The sequence below is a fragment of the Ralstonia flatus genome, assembly GCF_958439105.1.
GTDB classification, from domain to species: Bacteria; Pseudomonadota; Gammaproteobacteria; order Burkholderiales; family Burkholderiaceae; genus Ralstonia; species Ralstonia flatus.
Genome location: NZ_CAUDLI010000003.1, coordinates 417,464 through 436,436 on the forward strand (window position 1 = coordinate 417,464; position 18,973 = coordinate 436,436).

The 18,973-nt window shown below is 62.2% G+C and carries 17 protein-coding genes; 3 read left to right on the forward strand and 14 right to left on the reverse strand.

The window, feature by feature from the left end; genetic code table 11:
• Positions 1-17 precede the first annotated feature (17 nt).
• The 13 genes from R2676_RS08995 to gyrA all read right to left on the reverse strand — a co-directional run bounded on the left by R2676_RS08995 (position 18) and on the right by gyrA (position 15,589).
• Positions 18-1,382, reverse strand: coding sequence for a UDP-glucose dehydrogenase family protein (locus R2676_RS08995; RefSeq protein ID WP_206275594.1), 1,365 nt, complete (start codon positions 1,380-1,382; stop codon positions 18-20).
• Positions 1,383-1,446: 64 nt separating this feature from the next.
• On the reverse strand, positions 1,447-2,721 hold the full coding sequence (gene lapB, locus R2676_RS09000) for a lipopolysaccharide assembly protein LapB (RefSeq protein WP_206275595.1): 1,275 nt from the start codon (positions 2,719-2,721) through the stop codon (positions 1,447-1,449).
• Positions 2,722-2,724: 3 nt separating this feature from the next.
• Positions 2,725-3,048, reverse strand: a complete 324-nt coding sequence (locus R2676_RS09005; RefSeq protein ID WP_027677875.1) for a LapA family protein — start codon at positions 3,046-3,048, stop codon at positions 2,725-2,727.
• A 193-nt stretch (positions 3,049-3,241) separates the two neighbouring features.
• Positions 3,242-3,670 (reverse strand): integration host factor subunit beta, encoded by a 429-nt coding sequence (locus R2676_RS09010; protein ID WP_206275596.1) that lies wholly within the window; start codon positions 3,668-3,670, stop codon positions 3,242-3,244.
• Between the two features lie 45 nt (positions 3,671-3,715).
• Positions 3,716-5,404: a 30S ribosomal protein S1 gene (gene rpsA / locus R2676_RS09015; RefSeq protein WP_027677877.1), complete on the reverse strand. Its 1,689-nt coding sequence runs from the start codon at positions 5,402-5,404 to the stop codon at positions 3,716-3,718.
• A 135-nt stretch (positions 5,405-5,539) separates the two neighbouring features.
• Positions 5,540-6,235 carry a (d)CMP kinase gene (cmk, locus tag R2676_RS09020; RefSeq protein WP_206275597.1) on the reverse strand — a complete coding sequence of 232 codons (696 nt, stop codon included), beginning with the start codon at positions 6,233-6,235 and terminating at the stop codon, positions 5,540-5,542.
• Between the two features lie 28 nt (positions 6,236-6,263).
• Complete coding sequence (gene aroA / locus R2676_RS09025) at positions 6,264-7,568, reverse strand: 3-phosphoshikimate 1-carboxyvinyltransferase (protein ID WP_206275598.1); 1,305 nt, start codon at positions 7,566-7,568, stop codon at positions 6,264-6,266.
• Positions 7,569-7,594: 26 nt separating this feature from the next.
• Complete coding sequence (locus R2676_RS09030; RefSeq protein ID WP_206275599.1) at positions 7,595-8,503, reverse strand: prephenate dehydrogenase; 909 nt, start codon at positions 8,501-8,503, stop codon at positions 7,595-7,597.
• Positions 8,504-8,600: 97 nt separating this feature from the next.
• Positions 8,601-9,725, reverse strand: coding sequence for a histidinol-phosphate transaminase (gene hisC / locus R2676_RS09035; RefSeq protein ID WP_206275600.1), 1,125 nt, complete (start codon positions 9,723-9,725; stop codon positions 8,601-8,603).
• 52 nt (positions 9,726-9,777) lie between these two features.
• Positions 9,778-10,893 (reverse strand): prephenate dehydratase, encoded by a 1,116-nt coding sequence (gene pheA / locus R2676_RS09040; RefSeq protein ID WP_206275601.1) that lies wholly within the window; start codon positions 10,891-10,893, stop codon positions 9,778-9,780.
• Positions 10,894-10,980: 87 nt separating this feature from the next.
• Positions 10,981-12,117, reverse strand: coding sequence for a 3-phosphoserine/phosphohydroxythreonine transaminase (gene serC, locus R2676_RS09045; protein WP_206275602.1), 1,137 nt, complete (start codon positions 12,115-12,117; stop codon positions 10,981-10,983).
• Positions 12,118-12,230: 113 nt separating this feature from the next.
• A complete protein-coding gene (locus R2676_RS09050) occupies positions 12,231-12,791 on the reverse strand; it encodes a DUF2059 domain-containing protein (RefSeq protein ID WP_012761551.1) in 561 nt (186 codons plus the stop codon).
• Positions 12,792-12,919: 128 nt separating this feature from the next.
• Positions 12,920-15,589: a DNA gyrase subunit A gene (gene gyrA, locus R2676_RS09055; RefSeq protein WP_206275603.1), complete on the reverse strand. Its 2,670-nt coding sequence runs from the start codon at positions 15,587-15,589 to the stop codon at positions 12,920-12,922.
• 431 nt (positions 15,590-16,020) lie between these two features.
• On the opposite strand from gyrA, the gene ompA reads away from it, so the two are divergent.
• Positions 16,021-16,677 carry an outer membrane protein OmpA gene (ompA, locus tag R2676_RS09060; RefSeq protein WP_027677885.1) on the forward strand — a complete coding sequence of 219 codons (657 nt, stop codon included), beginning with the start codon at positions 16,021-16,023 and terminating at the stop codon, positions 16,675-16,677.
• Between the two features lie 177 nt (positions 16,678-16,854).
• Here the strand turns inward: ompA and R2676_RS09065 are convergent, their stop codons facing one another.
• Complete coding sequence (locus tag R2676_RS09065) at positions 16,855-17,364, reverse strand: outer membrane lipoprotein (RefSeq protein WP_027677886.1); 510 nt, start codon at positions 17,362-17,364, stop codon at positions 16,855-16,857.
• Between the two features lie 159 nt (positions 17,365-17,523).
• Between R2676_RS09065 and ubiG the strand changes: the two genes are divergently transcribed.
• Positions 17,524-18,240 (forward strand): bifunctional 2-polyprenyl-6-hydroxyphenol methylase/3-demethylubiquinol 3-O-methyltransferase UbiG, encoded by a 717-nt coding sequence (gene ubiG, locus R2676_RS09070; protein WP_027677887.1) that lies wholly within the window; start codon positions 17,524-17,526, stop codon positions 18,238-18,240.
• A complete protein-coding gene (locus R2676_RS09075) occupies positions 18,237-18,926 on the forward strand; it encodes an HAD-IA family hydrolase (protein WP_206275604.1) in 690 nt (229 codons plus the stop codon). The genes ubiG and R2676_RS09075 overlap by 4 nt, the downstream gene beginning before the upstream one ends.
• Positions 18,927-18,973 lie beyond the last annotated feature (47 nt).

An 18,973-nucleotide genomic window follows, 5' to 3' on the forward strand; every position in this document is an offset into this window, starting at 1 on the left:
CCGGTGAGTCTCGGTGATTACGATTGGGTGGAACGCCCGATGGCCTGGTATTCAAAGCCCGCATCGCGCATGGCTTGCGGCTCGAACAGGTTGCGGCCGTCGAACACCATCGGCGTCTTCAACAGGGCCTTCACGGCGTTGAAGTCGGGGCTGCGGAACGCCTTCCACTCGGTCACGATGACCAGCGCGTCGGCATTCTTGAGCGCGTCCATCTGACCGGCGCAGAACGTCACGCGTTCCAGTTGTTCGGCAGAAAGATCGAGCCCCAGCGCATGACGAGCTTCTTCCATCGCAACCGGGTCATACACTTGAACCCGTGCGCCACGGGCCAGCAGCGCGGCAATCAGGATACGGCTCGGAGCCTCGCGCATGTCATCGGTGTTCGGCTTGAACGCCAGGCCCCAAATGGCGAACGTGCGGCCGGTCAGATCGGAACCCAGGCGATCTTCGATCTTGCCGACCAGCACTTCCTTCTGCTTGTCGTTCACCGCCTCAACGGCTTCGAGCACATGCAGCGTCTGACCGTATTCCTGCGCCGTACGCACCAGCGCCTGCACATCCTTCGGGAAACACGAACCGCCGTAGCCGGTGCCGGCGTAAAGGAAGCTGTAGCCGATACGCGGGTCGGAGCCGATGCCAAGGCGAACGAGTTCGATGTCGGCGCCCACCTTGTCGGCCAGATTGGCCATCTCGTTCATGAACGAGATGCGCGTGGCCAGCATCGAATTGGCGGCGTACTTGGTGAACTCGGCAGAGCGCACGTCCATATAGAACGTGCGCTCGTGGTTGCGGTTGAACGGCGCGTAAAGCGTGCGCATGATGGCCTTGGCGCGCAGGCCATCGGCATCGCCATAGGTGCCGAGCACGATGCGATCCGGACGCATGAAGTCGTCCACCGCAGCACCTTCTTTCAGGAACTCCGGGTTCGACACGACCGAGAAGCCGATGTCCGACTTGCCACGCGTTGCCAGCACCTCGCCAACCGCGGCGCGCACCTTGTCGCCCGTTCCCACCGGCACCGTCGATTTGTCGACGATCACCTTGAAGCCCGTCATATGCTGGGCGATGTTGCGGGCGGCAGCCAGCACGTACTTCAGGTCGGCCGAGCCATCTTCATCGGGCGGCGTGCCCACAGCGATGAATTGCACGTCGCCATGCGCCACGCTGGCAGCCACGTCGGTCGAGAACTGGATGCGGCCGGCCGCGCGATTGCGCTCGATCAGCTCCTTCAAGCCGGGTTCGTAGATGGGCACGCCGCCGGCGTTGAGCAGGTCGATCTTTTTCTGGTCGACGTCGAGGCAGAACACATCGTTGCCCAGCTCCGCCAGACACGCGCCGGTGACCAGACCGACATAACCGCTACCGATGATGGTGATTTTCATACGAACACTTAAAGATTAAAAAAGCGCCAGCACGGTTGCCACAGGTGCACCGCGCCGGACTGAATTACATGCTGGCGCCGCCGCTGCCGCCGAGTGTCTCGGTGCGGCGCGGGGCATACGTCTCCCAGCGGTTGCAGCCGGGGCATTGCCAATAGAACAGACGTGCGCGGAAACCGCACTCCTGACAGGTATAGCGGGCCAGATTGCGCGTACGACTTTGCAGAAGATCGCGAATGGCGCCGAGATCCTGCGCACGCTGAATATCAGCATTGCTGCCGGCTTCGACCGGATCTGCCAGCGCACTCTCAGCAACATCGACCGTCGCAGGGGCTTCGTGGCCAACGGCCTCAGACGCGCGGGTCGCTTCGGCTTCCACCAGCCGCGTCAACGCCATCAACGAGGGCTGACGGCGGATCTGGTCGCGCATCAGCGCCACGGCATCGTCGATACCGTGCACATCCAATTCGTATTTGTAGACCGTATCGAGCAGTTCGGGGCCCAGTCGAGCGTCCATCTTGGAACGCAGCCAGGCAAGCCCTTCGGCCGCGCGACCCAGCTGCGTGTACGCCTTCATCAGCCGCTCGGCCACCAGCGGCAAGAACGCGGTGTTCTGCTGTTCGATGCTGCGCCAACGCTTGATGGCGCCCTCGATATCGCCCTGCCCTTGTGCAACGTCGCCCAATTGAATGGTGGCGCGCACGTTTTTCGGGTTCTCTTCCAGGGCGCGCTCAAGCCATTCGACGGCGGTCGGCACATCCTTGCGCTGCAGCGCTTCCTGCGCGACCTCGCAGCAGAACTGCGCAATCTGCACGGCGTAATCCTTGCCTTGCAGCTTCTGCAACTCACGCGCCGCATCGATGGCCTTACGCCACTCCTTCTCAACTTCGTATAGCTCGAGCAGCACGCGCTTGGCCGGCTCGGCAAACGCGCCTTCCATCAGCATGCGCAGGGATTCCTCGGCCCGATCCAGCAGCCCCGCGCGAAGGAAATCCTGCCCCAGTTCAAACAGGGCATGATCGCGCTCATGAGGCGGCAGATCAGGGCGGTTGACGAGGTTCTGGTGAACGCGGATGGCGCGTTCGGTTTCACCGCGCCGACGGAACAGGCTGCCGAGCGCAAAGTGAAGTTCGGTGGTTTCCGGGTCCAGCCGCGCCACTTCAATGAAGGCGTCGATGGCCTTGTCAGGCTGCTCGTTGAGCAGAAAATTCAGGCCCTTGAAATACGAGCGCGGCAGCGAAGATTGTTCAGTACGCAACTGGCGGGCATCAAGACGGGCAGCCACCCAGCCCAAGCCGAACACCAGGGGGATGGCCAACAGCCACCAGAGATCAAAATCCATGCGTCAGACCTTGGGGCCGGGAACGTGATACGGAGAATCGGCGACAACCGGCGGAGGCGCCTCGGCCCGCTCTTCGTCCTTCTTCATGCGGCCGATCTGGCGACGCAGACGGCTTGCTGTAAAGCGATGCCGCATCACGCGCGGCGCCATCGCCAGCATGGCCAACAAAATGCCGGCGACAAAGAACGCCAAGGCGATCAGGATCAATGGTGCATGCCAGGCCACACCAAACGGCAGCACGAGCGAGACTTCCGCCGTGTTGTGCAGTGCCAGCACAAAGAGCAGCACAAACAACAGGATGCGGATGACCCAGACGAGAAATTTCATGCGAATTCGAGAACGGGCGGCGGTGCGGCTGCAGGATGCGGCGCAATTGGCGGCACGATTGCCGGTTGTGCCGCATTGTAGCGGATTCATATGGCGGCCAGCCACGCTCGGCTTGGCCGCACACAAGCATTGCCGGAATAAAAAACGCCCCGGCAAGCGGGGCGTTCCTGAAACTACCAAGTGCAACCTGGGCTTAGCGCGACATGGCCAGCGGCACCGACGCATCTACCGGAAACCCGGCAGTCTGACGGGTGCTGTCAGTCTGTCGCCCAGCCTTTACAGCCGCGAGCGACACGGCAGACTCGCCCTCCGAAGAAGGCTCGCCTTGACGCTCCAGGCTGCGGTCAACCCTTTCTCGCAATTCCTTGCCCGCCTTGAAGTGCGGCACCCGTTTCTCGGGTACCAGCACCTTCTCGCCAGACTTGGGGTTGCGACCGACGCGCGGCGGACGACGATTCAGACCGAAACTCCCGAAACCGCGGATCTCGATGCGGTGCCCGTCTGCCAAGGCGTCGGACATCGCATCCAGGATCGTCTTGACCGCGATATCCGCGTCCCGCAGCAGCAACTGCGGGAAGCGGGCGGCCAGCTTTTCCACGAGTTCGGACTTGGTCATGGGCATCGTGCGCGCGTCCTCGTCGTTCTTTAGGGTCGACCCGGTGGATGCTTACTGGTTGGTTTCGTTCAGCTTGGCCTTCAGCAGCGCGCCGAGGTTCGTGGTACCAGCTGCGCCGGTATCCGCCGAGAACTTCTGCATCGCTTCCTGTTGGTCGGCGCTGTCCTTCGCCTTGATGGAAACGTTGATGTTGCGCGACTTGCGATCGATGTTGACGATCATCGCGGTCATCGTTTCGCCTTCCTTCAGCACGTTGCGGGCATCTTCCACGCGGTCGCTCGAGATTTCCGAGGCGCGCAGGTAGCCTTCCACGTCGTCAGCCAGCTGCACCACGGCGCCCTTCGGATCAACGGCCTTGATCGTGACCTGCACGATCGAACCCTTGTCGTTGGTCGAGATGAAGTTGTTGAACGGGTCGCCCGACAGTTGCTTGATACCCAGCGAGATGCGTTCCTTGTCGACGTCGATGGCCAGAACCACAGCTTCGACTTCGTCGCCCTTCTTGTACTTGCGAACGGCTTCTTCGCCAGTCTCTTGCCACGACAGGTCCGACAGATGCACCAGGCCGTCGATGCCGCCCGGCAGGCCGATGAACACGCCGAAGTCGGTGATCGACTTGATCTGGCCGGCCAGCTTGTCGCCCTTCTTGTGGTTGCGAGCGAAATCGTCCCACGGGTTGGCCTTGCACTGCTTCATGCCCAGGCTGATACGACGCTTGTCTTCGTCGATGTCCAGGACCATGACTTCCACTTCGTCGCCCAGTTGGACAACCTTGGACGGAGCAACGTTCTTGTTGGTCCAGTCCATTTCCGACACGTGCACCAGGCCTTCGATGCCGGCTTCGATCTCGACGAACGCGCCGTAGTCGGTCAGGTTGGTCACCTTGCCGAACAGGCGGGTGCCTTGCGGGTAGCGGCGCGAGATGCCGACCCACGGATCTTCGCCCAGTTGCTTGACGCCCAGCGAGACGCGGTTCTTCTCTTGGTCGAACTTGAGGATCTTGGCGGTGATTTCCTGGCCAACCGACAGCACTTCGCTCGGGTGACGCACACGACGCCATGCCAGGTCGGTGATGTGCAGCAGACCGTCGATGCCACCCAGATCCACGAACGCGCCGTAGTCGGTGATGTTCTTGACGATACCGTTGACGATCGCGCCTTCCTTGAGCGTTTCCATCAGCTTCTGACGCTCTTCACCCAGCGTGGCTTCGACCACGGCACGGCGCGACAGCACAACGTTGTTGCGCTTGCGGTCCAGCTTGATGACCTTGAATTCGAGGGTCTTGCCTTCGTACGGCGTGGTGTCCTTGATCGGACGCACGTCGACGAGCGAACCCGGCAGGAATGCACGAATACCGTTGACCATGACGGTCAGGCCGCCCTTGACCTTGCCAGTCACCGTACCGGAGATGATCTCGCCGGATTCCAGTGCCTTCTCAAGGTTCAGCCACGAAGCCAGACGCTTGGCCTTGTCGCGCGACAGGATGGTGTCGCCGTAGCCGTTTTCCAGTGCGTCGATCGCGACCGAAACGTAGTCGCCGACTTGCACTTCCAGCTCGCCCTGATCGTTCAGGAATTCTTCGACCGGAACAAAAGCTTCAGACTTCAGGCCCGCGTTCACCACGACGAAGTTGTGGTCGATACGCACAACTTCCGCAGAGATCACTTCGCCAGCCTTCATATTGGACTTGGCGATCGACTCTTCGAACAGGGCGGCAAAAGATTCGTTAGTTTGGGACATAAAAAATAGACATCCGCAGAACATGCCTCGCATTGCTTTCGCACAGAATGAGCGAAGACACGCATGCGGGGTTATGAGTTGAACAACCGCCGACAGCAACATGCCGCCGGCACCGATCGAACCAGCCCAGCCGAGTCAGTTTGCCTTGTTGGCGCCCTGCACCTGCCGGTACCAGTCCAGTACCTGCGCGACAACTTCATCGACCGTCATGTCGGACGAATCCAGTTGCCGCGCATCTTGCGCCGGGCGCAGCGGCGCGACACTGCGGGTGCGATCCCGCAAATCACGCGCCTCCAAGTCCTGCGAAAGACTTTCGACTGTAGCAGAAAAACCCTTTGCAATCAATTGTTTATAGCGACGCTCGGCGCGCGCCTGCACACTTGCCGTCAGGAACACCTTGAGCACCGCTTCCGGGAAAACCACCGTGCCCATGTCGCGGCCATCGGCCACAAGACCGGGGGCTTCCAAGAAGGCCCGCTGACGTGCGTGAAGCGCCTCACGTACCGCGCCATGCACAGCGATGGCGGAGGCTTGGTTGCCCACCGATTCGTGGCGAAGCGCCAAGCTCACATCTTCACCCTTGAGCCAGATGTGACCCGCCTTGAAGCGCACATCCAGGTTCCGAGCAATGCGGACGAGACTATCGACGTCGTGGTCGTCGATGTTCTCCCGCATGCTGGCGAGGGCCACCAAGCGGTACAGCGACCCGCTGTCCAGCAGATGGAAACCAAGCAGATCAGCAACTTGGTGAGCGACCGTGCCCTTGCCGGATGCGGTCGGGCCGTCGATGGTGATGACCGGGTACGGCATGGAAGCAGCGGTGTCGGACATGATGGAAATGCAGGCGGTTAATTGCGCTTCAAGCGGTGATGCCGCCGAAGGCCGTGAAATATTCCGGGAACGTCTTGCCGACGCAGCGCGGGTCGTTGATCCGCACCGGCACCGGGCCGAACGCCGCCAAGGAGAAAGCCATCGCCATACGATGGTCATCGTAGGTGTCGATGCCCCCGGCCGGCGGCGTCCATTGCGACGGAGGCGTCACGCGAATGTAGTCTGCGCCCTCTTCCACCTCGGCGCCGAGCTTGCGCAGTTCGGTCGCCATGGCGCTCAGGCGGTCGGTTTCCTTGACGCGCCAGCTCGCGATGTTCGTCAGCGTGGTCGTGCCGTCGGCAAACAGCGCAGCGACCGCCAGCGTCATTGCCGCATCCGGAATGTGGTTGCAATCCAACTCGACGGCGTGCAACTTGCCGTCGTCGCGTTCGACGCCGCGCACTTCGATCCAGTTGCCGCCGGCCATCACGTTGGCGCCCATGCGGTTCAGCGCGTCGGCAAAGCGGACATCGCCCTGGATGCTCGACATGCCAACGCCCTCCACACGTACCGGCCCGCCGCCCAGCGCGCCGGCCGCGAGGAAGTAAGACGCCGACGAGGCATCGCCTTCCACAAAGATCTCGCCCGGCGCCTTGTAGGCCACGCCGGTCGGCACCGTGAACGACGCCCAGCCGTCACGCGCGACCTGCACGCCGAAGCGCGCCATCAGATTCAGCGTGATCTCGATGTACGGCTTGGAAATCAACTCGCCCACCACTTCGATGGTGACGTTGCCGGCGGACTCCACCAGCGGCAACGCCATGAGCAATGCCGTCAGAAACTGGCTCGACACATCGCCGCGCACGCGGATCGGCGCGTCGATCTTGACCGGTGCGGCGTGGATTGCCAGCGGCGGATAGCCCTCGTTGCCCGTGTAGTCGATGCGCGCACCGACTTGGCGCAGGCCGTCGACCAAGTCGCCGATCGGCCGTTCGTGCATGCGCGGCACACCGTGCAACGTGTACTCGCCACCTTGCAGCGCCAGCGCGGCCGTCAGCGGACGGATGGCTGTGCCAGCGTTGCCCATGAACAGGTCGGCCGACTTGCTCGGGAAGCGGCCGGCGGTGCCGGTGACACGGTACGCGTTGTCGCCCAGGCCTTCGACCGCGACGCCAAGCTTGCCCAGCGCATCGAGCATGACACGCGTGTCGTCAGAGTCGAGCAGGTCGCGCACCACGGTTTCGCCCTGCGCGAGTGCGGCGAGCAACAGCACACGATTGGAGATGCTCTTCGAGCCCGGCAGCTTGATGGTGCCGCGCGCCGTCTTCAGCGGACCGACGTCGAGATGTTCCATGAATCCACTCAGTTCAAAACAAAACGTTATTCGGATTGCGAGCCGGGGGCATCTGCCGCTGCCACGCGCTGCGGCCACGCCAAACGTGCCTCGCTGGCACGGCGGAATACGCGTTCCAGCGAGGCGCCGTCGTGCTCCGCAATCATCGTCTTCAAGCGCCCGATCACGGCTTCATACGTCGTGAGTTCGCGCAGCAGTGCATCGCGATTCGACAGGCAGATGTCGCGCCACATCTCCGGCGACGATGCGGCAATGCGCGTGAAATCGCGGAAACCGCCGCCGGCAAAATCCAGCTTGAGCGAGGCGTCTTCGGCATTGATGATCTGGGCGACCAGCGCGTACGACAGCACGTGCGGCAGGTGGCTGACGGCGGCGAACACGGCGTCGTGCTGCACGGCCGACATGATGTGGCAATAGGCGCCCGCCGCTTCCCACATCGCCTGCACACGCGCGATGTCGCTACGGCGGTTCTCCTGCAGGGGGCACAGCACAGTCTTTTTGCCGACATAGAGATCGGCCAACGCCGCCTCCACGCCGTTCAGTTCTCGACCGGCAATCGGATGGGCCGGCACGAACTGGCTGACTTGGTCGCCCAGCGCCGTCTTGGCCGCCATGATGACGTCGGACTTGGTGCTGCCGGCGTCCGTGACGATGGTGTCCGGGCCCAGATGCGGTTGCATGGCCAGCAGCAACGGCAGCGTCTGGGCGACAGGCGCGCACAGAACCACCATGTCGGCGCCGCGCACGGCCTCTTCCATCGGCAGGGCTTCGTCGATCACGCCGAGTCGGATCGCCGCCTCAAGCGACGCAGCCGATCGCCCGACGCCCACGACATGCTGGACCACGCCCGCGCGACGCAAGGCCAGCGCCAGCGAACCGCCAATCAGGCCCACGCCGACAATCACCAACCGGGAACTCGAAAAAGAAGAGGCCACAACACCGCCCTGCCAGAAAAAAGCAAAGCGGCATTGTAGCCCGATGTGCTCGGCGCCCGATGCCTGAAACGGGGCGCCACGGCGGTTGCGACGGAAGTTACGCGGCCGCTTTTTCGTGCGCCAGCGCTGCCTCCAGGGCGGCGATGAATGTGGCGTTCTCTTCCGGCAAACCGATGCTGATGCGCAGCCATTGTGGCAAGCCATAGTTGCCGACCGGACGCACGATCACCCCTTGCTTGAGCAATGCAACGTTCACGCGCGCACCGGCGCTCGTGTCATCACCCACGCGAACCAGCACAAAATTGCCCGCCGACGGTACGTACTGCAGACCCAGCCGATCGAAGGCCTCCGTCAGTTGCACGTAGCCGGCAGCGTTCAGTTCGGCCGATTGGCGCAGAAACTCCGCGTCGTTGAGCGCTGCCACTGCCGCTGCTTGCGCCAGGCTGTTGACGTTGAACGGCTGGCGAATGCGGTTGAGCAGATCGGTCAACTGCGGTTGCGCAATGCCGTAGCCCACACGCAAGCCGGCCAGCCCGTATGCCTTCGAGAACGTGCGCGACACCAGCAGATTCGGGTATTGGCGCACCCACGCGGTGGAGTCGTACTGCTGCTCCGGCTTCAGGAATTCGTTGTACGCCTCGTCCAGCACGACGACCACCGTCGGCGGCACTTTTGCCAGAAACGCCGCAATCGCATCGGCCGGCAGGAACGTGCCGGTCGGATTGTTGGGGTTGGCGATGTAGATGAGGCGGGTGTCCGGCGTGATGGCAGCGGCCATCGCGTCGAGGTCATGGCCGTAGTCGCGGGCTGGCACCTCGATGGCGCGCGCGCCCACTTCCTGGGCCGCCAGCGCATACACGGCAAACGAATGCTGCGCGTAAATCACAGCCTGCCCCGGCGACACCAGCGCGCGAGCGGCCAGCTCGAGAATGTCATTGCTGCCGTTGCCGAGCGTGATCCATGTTCCCGGCACGCCAAACTTGGCATGCAGCGCGGCTTTCAGGCTGAAACCGTTGGCATCCGGATAGCGCGCCAGTTCGTCAATGGCGGCAGCCATCGCGTTCTTGGCTGACTGCGGCATGCCCAGCGGGTTTTCGTTGGACGCCAGCTTGACGATGCGCGCGGCATCCAGGCCGAACTCGCGTGCCACTTCGGAAATCGGCTTGCCGGCCACATAAGGGGCGATGGCGCGGACATACTCGGGGCCGAACTGCAAAGACATGGGGTGCTCCTCCGTTATCGACGCTCTGCCCGTGCAGAGCGCCTTGAATCCCTCAATGTGCCGAGGGATAGGACCCCAACACTTTGAAATACGCCGCGTCATGACGCAGCTTTTCCAGCGCGCGCGCTACTTGCGGGTCACGCTGATGGCCTTCCACGTCGACGTAGAAGTAGTACTCCCAGGCGCCGCTGCGCGCCGGACGCGACTCGAAACGGCACATCGACACGCCGTTCTCTGCCAGCGGGGCCAGCAACTTGTAGACGGCACCGGCCTCGTTGGGCACCGACAAAATCAACGACGTCTGATCGCGCCCGCTCGGCTCCGTCTCGTAATTGCCGATCACGACAAAGCGCGTGCGGTTGTGCGGATCGTCTTCCACATTGGCACGCACCACGTGCAGGCCGTAGCGGTTGGCCGCCTGCACGCTTGCCAGCGCGGCGACCGTTTCGTCCTCGCCAGCCATGCGCGCGGCCTCGGCGTTGCTCGACACGGCCTCGCGCGGCAGGTTCGGATAGTTCGTGTTCAACCACCGTTGACACTGCGCCAGCGCCTGCGCATGCGCACGCACCACTTTCACCTGCGACATGTCGCCCGTCTTGTGCAGCAGGTTGTGATGCACCCGCAGCGCAATCTCGCCGCTGATCTTCAGCGACGTCTGCAAGAACAGGTCGAGCGTGCGCGACACCACGCCTTCCGTCGAATTTTCGACCGGCACTACGCCGCAATCGACCGTGCCGGACTCCGCCGCACGAAACACTTCATCGATGCTCGGGCACGGCATCGGCTGGATTTCGTGGCCGAAATGCGCGATCACCGCCTGCTCCGAGAACGTCCCCGCCGGGCCGAGGTAGCCGATGCGCAGCGCCTGTTCCAGGCCACGGCACGCCGACATCACCTCACGCCAGATGGCGGCGATGCTTTCGTCGTGCAGCGGCCCCGGATTGCCCGACTGCATCTTGCGAATGACCTGCAGTTCGCGATCCGGCCGGAATGCCGGCGACGAATAGCGCTTCTTCACCTCGCCCACTTCCTGCGCCACCTTGGCGCGGTCGGAAAGCAGTGCAAGCAGCTGGTTGTCGATGGCGTCGATCTGCGTGCGCAACGGCGCAAGCTCGGCCGCCAATACGGCGTCCTTGTTTTGCTTCGTATCGTCTGACTGACTGGTCATTGTAGGAATCGGGTTCGGCAACGGATTGCAAATTGCCGCGCGAAGCGGGCGCTTCGCGCAATGTTCTGCCGTGATCGAGGATCAGCGTTACGCGGACGCTCTTTCAAAGTCACGCATGAAGTCGACCAGCGCCTCAACGCCTTCCAGCGGCATCGCGTTGTAGATGCTCGCCCGCATGCCACCCACGGACTTGTGGCCCTTGAGCTGCACCAACCCGCGCTCGCGCGCCTGCGCGAGGAAGGCCTCGTTGCGGGACTCATCGTTGAGGAAGAAAGGCACGTTCATGCGCGACCGGCACGTCGGATGGATTTCGTTGCGGTAGAAGCTGCTGGCGTCGATAAAGTCGTACAGCATCTTCGACTTGATGATGTTGCGCGTCTCCAGCGCCTCGACCCCGCCCTGACGCTTGATCCACTGGAACACGAGCCCCGCGATGTAGATGGCGTACGTGGGTGGCGTGTTGTACATCGAGCCGTTCTCTGCCACGAGACGCCAGTTGAATGCGGAAGGGCACAACGGATGCGCGTGGCCCAGAAGGTCCTTGCGGACGATGGCGATGGTCAATCCGGCCGGACCGATGTTTTTCTGCGCGCCGCCATACAGAACCTGATAGCCGTTCCAGTCGATCGGCCGCGAGAGGATGTGGCTCGACACGTCGGACACCACCACACGCCCGTGCGCCTGACCAACGTCGGGCGTCTCCTGAAATTCAACGCCAACAATGGTTTCGTTCGTGCAGAGGTGCACGTAGGCCGCATCCGACGACAGCTTCCAGCTCGATACATCCGGAATCTTATGGAAGCGCTCGGCCTCGCTCGTGGCGGCGATGTTCACCTCGCCGTACTTGCGCGCCTCCTGTTGCGACTTGATCGACCACGTGCCGGTGACGACGTAATCCGCCTTCGGCGCATCGGCCGAAAGCCGGCGCATCAGGTTCAGTGGCACGATCGCGTTTTCAGCGATGGCCCCCCCTTGAAGGAAGAGGATTTCGTAGTTGTCCGGCACCGCCAGCAGCTGCCGCAAATCGCTGAACGCTGCCGCCAGAATGCTTTCGAATTCCCGGCCGCGATGGCTCATTTCCATCACGCTCATGCCGCTGCCGTGCCAGGAGACCATCTCCTCCTTCGCCTGTTCCAGCACCTCGAGCGGCAGCACTGCCGGCCCTGCCGAAAAGTTGTACACACGCGCCTGGCTGGCTTGAAGGGCTCGATCCGCTTGGTTCATAGGACGAAGGGCAAAAGAAAAATGGCTGTCTGGGCGCAAACCCAAACAGCCATTATCTACCAACTGACAGCCCGACGGGGATTGTGTCCCGATCGTCTGTCTATGCCGGTCAATTACTTCGCAGCAGCGGCAACTTCCTTGTCAGCCATGTCGCGCATCTTCTTGCCGACTTGCGGACCGTACTTCTGCATCACGTTGCCCCACACTTCCTGCATGGCCTTGCCTTGGTTGGCCATGAACTTCTGGCCGCTCGGCGTCTTCAGGAACGTGGTCAGGTCCTTGATTTCCTGGGTCGAGTAGTACTTGCCCAGCGAGTCATAGTGGGCTTGCAGGGCGTCCTTGCGGAAGGCTTCCGTGTCGAAGTCCTTGCCAGCGCCGTCGGTCATGCGCTGCACAGCGCCATTCTTCTTCAGCTTGTCGACAGCCGCTTGCTTCTGCTTGTCGTTCAGAGTCTTGTTCTCGACCAGTGCCTGCTCCAGCACCAGCGGGGCTTCCTGCTTTGCGCCGTTGGCCAGCACTTCACCCTGACCCTTGATGGCTGCGTCGACGTTCATCGTCGTCAGCAGGTCCTTGATGGCTGCCGTCTTGTCAGCGTCGCCAGCCTGCGCGAATGCAAACAGCGGAGCGAAACCGGCCACCACGATCAGATGTTTGAGTTTGAGACTCTTGTGCATTGTTGCTCCCTTGAGATAAGCGTTGCGTTTAGGCCGGGCGTGTGATGCAAAAGTTCCAGGCCCTTGCCGCGCACAGGTCCGGCATCATGACAGAACTGCGCCTAACGGCAAGCAAAAGATGTTTCTAATTATGTCTCGCTGCTGTCATCCGACTGTGCATCGGCACCCGGGGCGGCATCCGCCGCATCGGGGCCCTCAACAGCATCCGCGCCTTCAGCATCGGACTCCATCACACGTTGCAGCCCGGACAGCTTGTTGCCCTCACCCACCGAGATGAGCGTGACGCCCTGCGTAGCGCGACCCATTTCGCGGATCTCGTCCACACGCGTACGGATCAGCACGCCACCTGTCGTGATCAGCATGATCTCGTCTTCAGGCGCGACAAGCGCCGCAGCCACGACCTTGCCGTTACGCTCCGAGGTCTGGATAGCGATCATGCCCTTCGTGCCGCGGCCATGACGCGTGTATTCCGAGATCGGGGTGCGCTTGCCGTAGCCGTTTTCGGTGGCCGTCAGCACACTGCCCGCACCGGATTGAGCCCCTTCGCCCGCGGTTTCTGCCGGCGCCACCAACATGGCGATCACCTGCTGGTTCTCTTCGAGGTTCATGCCGCGAACACCGCGGGCCTGGCGGCCCATCGGGCGCACGTCGTTCTCATCGAAGCGCACCGCCTTGCCTGCGTCCGAGAACAGCATCACGTCGTGCTGACCATCGGTAATGTCTGCGCCGATGAGGAAATCGCCCTCGTCCAAATCCACCGCAATGATCCCGGCCTTGCGCGGGTTCGAGAATTCCGTCAGCGCCGTCTTCTTGACCGTCCCCTTCGAGGTGGCCATGAACACGAAGTGCTGTTCGTCGAACTGCTTCACCGGAAGGATCACGTTGATCTTTTCGCCCGGCGACAGCGGGAACATATTCACGATCGGACGACCGCGCGAGTTGCGGCTGCCCTGCGGCACTTCCCACACCTTCAGCCAGTACAGACGGCCGCGGTTCGAGAAGCACAGGATGTAATCGTGCGTGTTGGCGACGAACAGCGTGTCGATCCAGTCGTCTTCCTTCGTTGCAGCAGCCTGCTTGCCGCGACCGCCACGCTTTTGCGCGCGGTACTCGGAAATCGGCTGGCTCTTCATGTAGCCGCTGTGGGACAGCGTCACGACGAGATCCTGCGGCGCAATGAGGTCTTCTGTATCCAACTCCGTCGCATTGTGCTCAATCTGCGAGCGGCGCTCGTCGCCGAATTCCGCGCGGATCGCGGTGAGTTCCTCGACGATGATGGCGGTAATGCGCTCGGGCCGCGCGAGGATGTCCAACAGATCCGCGATCTGCGCCATCACCTCGCGGTATTCCTGGACGATCTTGTCCTGCTCGAGCCCGGTGAGGCGTTGCAGTCGCATCTGCAGAATTTCCTGCGCCTGCGTGTCCGACAGCTTGTAGAGGCCGTCGGCTTGCATACCAAACGCGGGCAGCAGACCTTCAGGGCGATACGCTGCGCCGCCGCCCGAGGTTTCGCTTTCGGCACGAACGAGCATGTCGCGCACGAGACCCGAATCCCAGCTGCGGCTCATCAGCTCGGCTTTCGCGACCGGCGGAGTCGGCGCAGCCTTGATGATGGCGATGAACTCGTCGATGTTCGCAAGCGCCACAGCCAGACCTTCGAGGATGTGGCCACGCTCGCGCGCCTTGCGCAGATCAAATACGGTGCGACGCGTGACCACCTCGCGGCGGTGCAGCAGGAAGCACTCCAGCATCTGGCGCAGGTTCAGCAGACGCGGCTGGCCGTCGACCAGCGCGACCATGTTCATGCCGAACGTATCCTGCAGCTGCGTATTCTTATAGAGGTTGTTGAGCACAACCTCCGGCACCTCGCCGCGCTTGAGCTCGATCACCACGCGCATGCCGGACTTGTCCGACTCGTCGCGAATGTCCGAAATGCCTTCGATCCGCTTTTCGGTGACCAGCTCGGCGATACGCTCGAGCAGCGTGCGCTTGTTAACTTGATACGGCAGCTCATCGACGATGATCGCCTGGCGCTGGCCCCGGTCGATGTCTTCGAAGTGCGTCTTGGCGCGCATCACCACGCGGCCGCGGCCGGTGCGATAGCCCTCGCGGACACCCGAAATGCCGTAGATGATGCCCGCTGTCGGGAAGTCCGGCGCCGGAATCAGTTCGATCAGCTCGTCGACCGTCGCTTCCGGGTTGCGCAGCAAATGCAAGCAGCCATCGACGACTTCGTTCAGGTTGTGCGGCGGAATGTTCGTCGCCATACCCACCGCAATCCCGGACGAACCGTTGATCAACAAGTTGGGAATGCGCGCCGGCAAAACCGACGGTTCAGTTTCAGAGCCGTCGTAGTTCGGCTCAAAATTGACCGTTTCCTTGTCTAGGTCGGCCAGCAGTTCGTGGGCAATCTTCGACAGGCGGATTTCGGTGTAACGCATCGCCGCGGCGTTGTCGCCGTCGACCGAGCCGAAGTTGCCCTGGCCGTCGACCAGCATGTAGCGCAGCGAGAAATTCTGCGCCATCCGCACGATGGTGTCGTATACAGCAGTGTCGCCGTGAGGGTGATACTTACCGATCACATCCCCGACAATACGGGCGGACTTCTTATAGGGGCGATTCCAGTCGTTGTTCAGCTCGTGCATCGAGTAAAGCGCACGGCGATGCACCGGCTTGAGACCATCCCGCACATCTGGAAGCGCGCGGCCCACGATCACGCTCATGGCGTAAGCGAGGTACGAACTGCGCATTTCTTCTTCGAGCGATACCGGGAGTGTCTCTTTGGCGAATTGATCCATTGGGCGGACGGTGGGAGGTCCCTAGTGAGCGTAGTGATGCGCACTACAGGACGCTGCGGTTGCGCGAATAACAGAACATTTTACCATGCCGCAAGCCCCCTTCCCTCATACGCGCGAGCGACGCATCGTCAACCCCGGGCACGTTCCCTGCGAGGGAGGGCAAAACCGGCGACCCAATCCCCATAAGGGTTTGCGAGCCATTTCCTGCCTTGTTGCGTACACACCACAAGGCCATGGCGCCCCGTTCGAATCGCTTATATTTGCTTTTTAGGAGTGCGTGCTTGTGGCACAATCCCCCAGCGAAGAGGCAGACATTGTTCGAAGTGGAGCCTTCACCACACCGAGAATGTTATACTCCGAAGAATGTATGACTTGTTTTCGTCCCATCTGCTCGCAGTCTTCTGCGGTGATCTCATCCTGAGAGGAGAAATATGAAAAAATTTGCCAAGCTCGCGTTCGCTGCAGCTGCGGTAGCCATGGCTGCGTCCGCTTACGCTCAGTCGGTGCCCTACGAAAAGAAGGCCGTCAACGACAACTGGGGTAACGGCACGAGCGAGTGGGTCTGGAAGAACGGCACGAACGAACTGTGCTGGCGCAATGGCTTCTGGACGCCGGCAACCGCCAACGCTCAGTGCGACGGCGCTCTGGCTCCGGCTGCTGCTCCGACGGCTACCCCGGCTGCTCCGGCTGCCCCGGTTGTGTCGAGCGAAAAGGTTACGTTCGCTGCTGACACCCTGTTCGATTTCGACAAGGCTGTGCTGAAGCCGGAAGGCAAGGCCAAGCTGGACGACCTGGTCTCGAAGCTGAATGGCATCAACCTGGAAGTCGTGATCGCCGTTGGCCACACCGACTCGTTCGGCTCGGACAAGTACAACGACCGCCTGTCGGTCCGTCGTGCTGAAGCCGTCAAGGGCTACCTGGTCAGCAAGGGCATCGAAGCCAACCGTGTCTACACGGAAGGCAAGGGCAAGCGCCAGCTGAAGGTTGATCCGAAGTCGTGCAAGGGCGCTCGCAAGGCACAAATCGCCTGCCAGCAACCGAACCGCCGCGTGGACGTCGAAGTGGTCGGCACCCGCAAGGCTCAGTAATTCGGTTCACACCGGGGAAAAGCCCAGCGAAAGCTGGGCTTTTTTTTCGCCTATACGTCGGTAGACGCGCTGCATGGGTCTACTGAACAAATAGGCATTAAATAAGCGATGACGCCAAACGCGCCATCGCTTTTTTGTTTTGGGGCACCGGAGGCCCCTACCTCATAACCGCCCTTCTTACTGATAAGAAGGTGTGGCCTGATCGTTGGCGACCATGGCGCGATCGCCAACACGCAGATTGTTCGGATTCCGCTGCGTCACGGTGGCGACGCGGCCATCGTCCAGGCGCACGCTGATGCGGTACACCGTTTGCCCGCCCGCACCGGCGCGCTGCTCAACCTGGTTGCCCGCATAGGCGCCGAGTGCTGCGCCGCCAATGGTCGCGACCGTGTTACCCGTACCGCCGCCAACTTGGTGACCCAGGATACCGCCGGCCACACCGCCGATGATCGTGCCCAAGATGCCTGGGCTATTTGCCGGGGCTTGCATCGGCTGAATCGATTCGACTCGACCATAAAGTGCACCCGTTTGCTGCGGCTGCCCGCCATAAGCCGGTTGCTGGCCGTACGCCGGAGGCTGTTGAGCATACCCGCCGTTATAGCCACCGCCGTAACCCGGCGCGGCGCATCCAGCCAGGACCGTCAGGCCCACAACACCCGCTGCTATCAGAATTTGTTTGGATTTCATTGATCTCTCCTTGAGCGAAGGTGACAGTTGGAGGAATTGCATGCGCGTTTGTTCACGTCTGTTTCAATGTGAAACCTTTTCGCAGACCCCTGATTTGGTCGGGGCCTCGCTTTTTGGTACATTTCCTCACCTAGCCGATATGCCCTGGCGCAGCGCAACATGACGACCACTCACGCGAACGCCGATCCCGGCGAACTCGAAAAATTCAGCGAACTCGCCCACCGCTGGTGGGACCCGAACAGCGAGTTCAAACCCCTGCACGAAATCAACCCGCTGCGCCTCGACTGGATCCAATCCATCGCGCCGCTGGCCGGCAAACGCGTCGTCGACGTCGGCTGCGGCGGCGGCATTCTCTCTGAGAGCATGGCGCGTGCCGGGGCCAGCGTCAAAGGCATCGATCTGTCTCGCAAAGCATTGCGTGTCGCCGACCTGCATAGCCTCGAGGCGGGCGTTACCGTGGATTACGAGGAGATCGCCGCAGAAGCGTTGGCCGCTCGTGAGCCCGGCAGCTTCGACGTCGTCACTTGCATGGAGATGCTCGAACATGTGCCCGATCCGGCCTCCGTTGTGCGCGCTTGTGCGACGCTCGTAAAACCGGGCGGATACGTGTTTTTCTCGACCATCCATCGAAACGCCAAGGCGTATCTGCTGGCCGTCATTGGCGCGGAATACGTTCTCAACATGCTGCCGCGCGGCACGCATGATTACGCCAAGTTCATCCGCCCCTCCGAGCTGAGTGCGTTCGTGCGTGGCGCCGGGCTCCAGGCGCAAGAGATGCGCGGGCTGGAATACAACCCGATCAGCGGCCGCTACGCCCTCACGCGTGACACCAGCGTCAACTACCTGATGGCGACACGCCGTCCGGCTGAAGCATGACGATGAGCCGCTTTCCCGATCCGCTGGGTGCGGTGCTGTTCGATCTGGATGGCACGCTTGCGGACACGGCGCCGGATCTGGCCGCCGCAGCCAACAAGGTGCGCACCGATCGGGGCCTGGAGCCGGTGGACTATGAAGCGCTGCGCCCCGTTGCCTCGCATGGCGCCCGGGGGCTGATCGGCGTGGCCTTCGGCGTTGGGCCGGGGGATGCCGAATTCGAGTCGCTACGGCTGGCGTTTCTCGCCAACTACGAGGCGGAAATCTGCGTGCGAACGCAACTGTTTCCGGGCATGGCTGAGGTGCTGGTCGAACTCGGCCGCGCAGGCATTCCTTGGGGCATCGTCACGAACAAGGCGGGCCGCCTGACGGTGCCGCTGGTTGCACAGTTGCCGTTTCCGGTACCGCCGGCCTGCGTCGTTGCGGGCGACACCACCCCGCACGCAAAACCCCACCCCGCGCCGCTGCTGCATGCAGCCGAATCCATCGGCGTCGACGCTCGGCAGATCGTCTACGTGGGCGACGACCTGCGTGACATTGAAGCCGGCCGCGCTGCTGGCATGCCTACCATTGCGGCCAGTTACGGCTATTGTGGTAATGGGCCGTCGCCAGTGGAATGGCGCGCCGATGCGCTGATCGCCAGCGCAGCTGAACTGATTCCGCTGCTGCTGGAATCGCAACGCGCTTGATCCCGATGCCCAGGTGAATGCCTGGGCGCCGCACCTTTCAGGACCGC

Excerpts from the sequence above, each read along its gene's own strand:
- R2676_RS08995 (WP_206275594.1), bottom strand. The coding sequence starts at position 1,382 with ATGAAAATCACCATCATCGGTAGCGGTTATGTCGGTCTGGTCACCGGC.
- lapB (WP_206275595.1), bottom strand. The coding sequence starts at position 2,721 with ATGGATTTTGATCTCTGGTGGCTGTTGGCCATCCCCCTGGTGTTCGGC.
- R2676_RS09005 (WP_027677875.1), bottom strand. The coding sequence starts at position 3,048 with ATGAAATTTCTCGTCTGGGTCATCCGCATCCTGTTGTTTGTGCTGCTC.
- R2676_RS09010 (WP_206275596.1), bottom strand. The coding sequence starts at position 3,670 with ATGCCCATGACCAAGTCCGAACTCGTGGAAAAGCTGGCCGCCCGCTTC.
- rpsA (WP_027677877.1), bottom strand. The coding sequence starts at position 5,404 with ATGTCCCAAACTAACGAATCTTTTGCCGCCCTGTTCGAAGAGTCGATC.
- cmk (WP_206275597.1), bottom strand. The coding sequence starts at position 6,235 with ATGTCCGACACCGCTGCTTCCATGCCGTACCCGGTCATCACCATCGAC.
- aroA (WP_206275598.1), bottom strand. The coding sequence starts at position 7,568 with ATGGAACATCTCGACGTCGGTCCGCTGAAGACGGCGCGCGGCACCATC.
- hisC (WP_206275600.1), bottom strand. The coding sequence starts at position 9,725 with ATGTCTTTGCAGTTCGGCCCCGAGTATGTCCGCGCCATCGCCCCTTAT.
- pheA (WP_206275601.1), bottom strand. The coding sequence starts at position 10,893 with ATGACCAGTCAGTCAGACGATACGAAGCAAAACAAGGACGCCGTATTG.
- serC (WP_206275602.1), bottom strand. The coding sequence starts at position 12,117 with ATGAACCAAGCGGATCGAGCCCTTCAAGCCAGCCAGGCGCGTGTGTAC.
- R2676_RS09050 (WP_012761551.1), bottom strand. The coding sequence starts at position 12,791 with ATGCACAAGAGTCTCAAACTCAAACATCTGATCGTGGTGGCCGGTTTC.
- gyrA (WP_206275603.1), bottom strand. The coding sequence starts at position 15,589 with ATGGATCAATTCGCCAAAGAGACACTCCCGGTATCGCTCGAAGAAGAA.
- ompA (WP_027677885.1), top strand. The coding sequence starts at position 16,021 with ATGAAAAAATTTGCCAAGCTCGCGTTCGCTGCAGCTGCGGTAGCCATG.
- R2676_RS09065 (WP_027677886.1), bottom strand. The coding sequence starts at position 17,364 with ATGAAATCCAAACAAATTCTGATAGCAGCGGGTGTTGTGGGCCTGACG.
- ubiG (WP_027677887.1), top strand. The coding sequence starts at position 17,524 with ATGACGACCACTCACGCGAACGCCGATCCCGGCGAACTCGAAAAATTC.
- R2676_RS09075 (WP_206275604.1), top strand. The coding sequence starts at position 18,237 with ATGACGATGAGCCGCTTTCCCGATCCGCTGGGTGCGGTGCTGTTCGAT.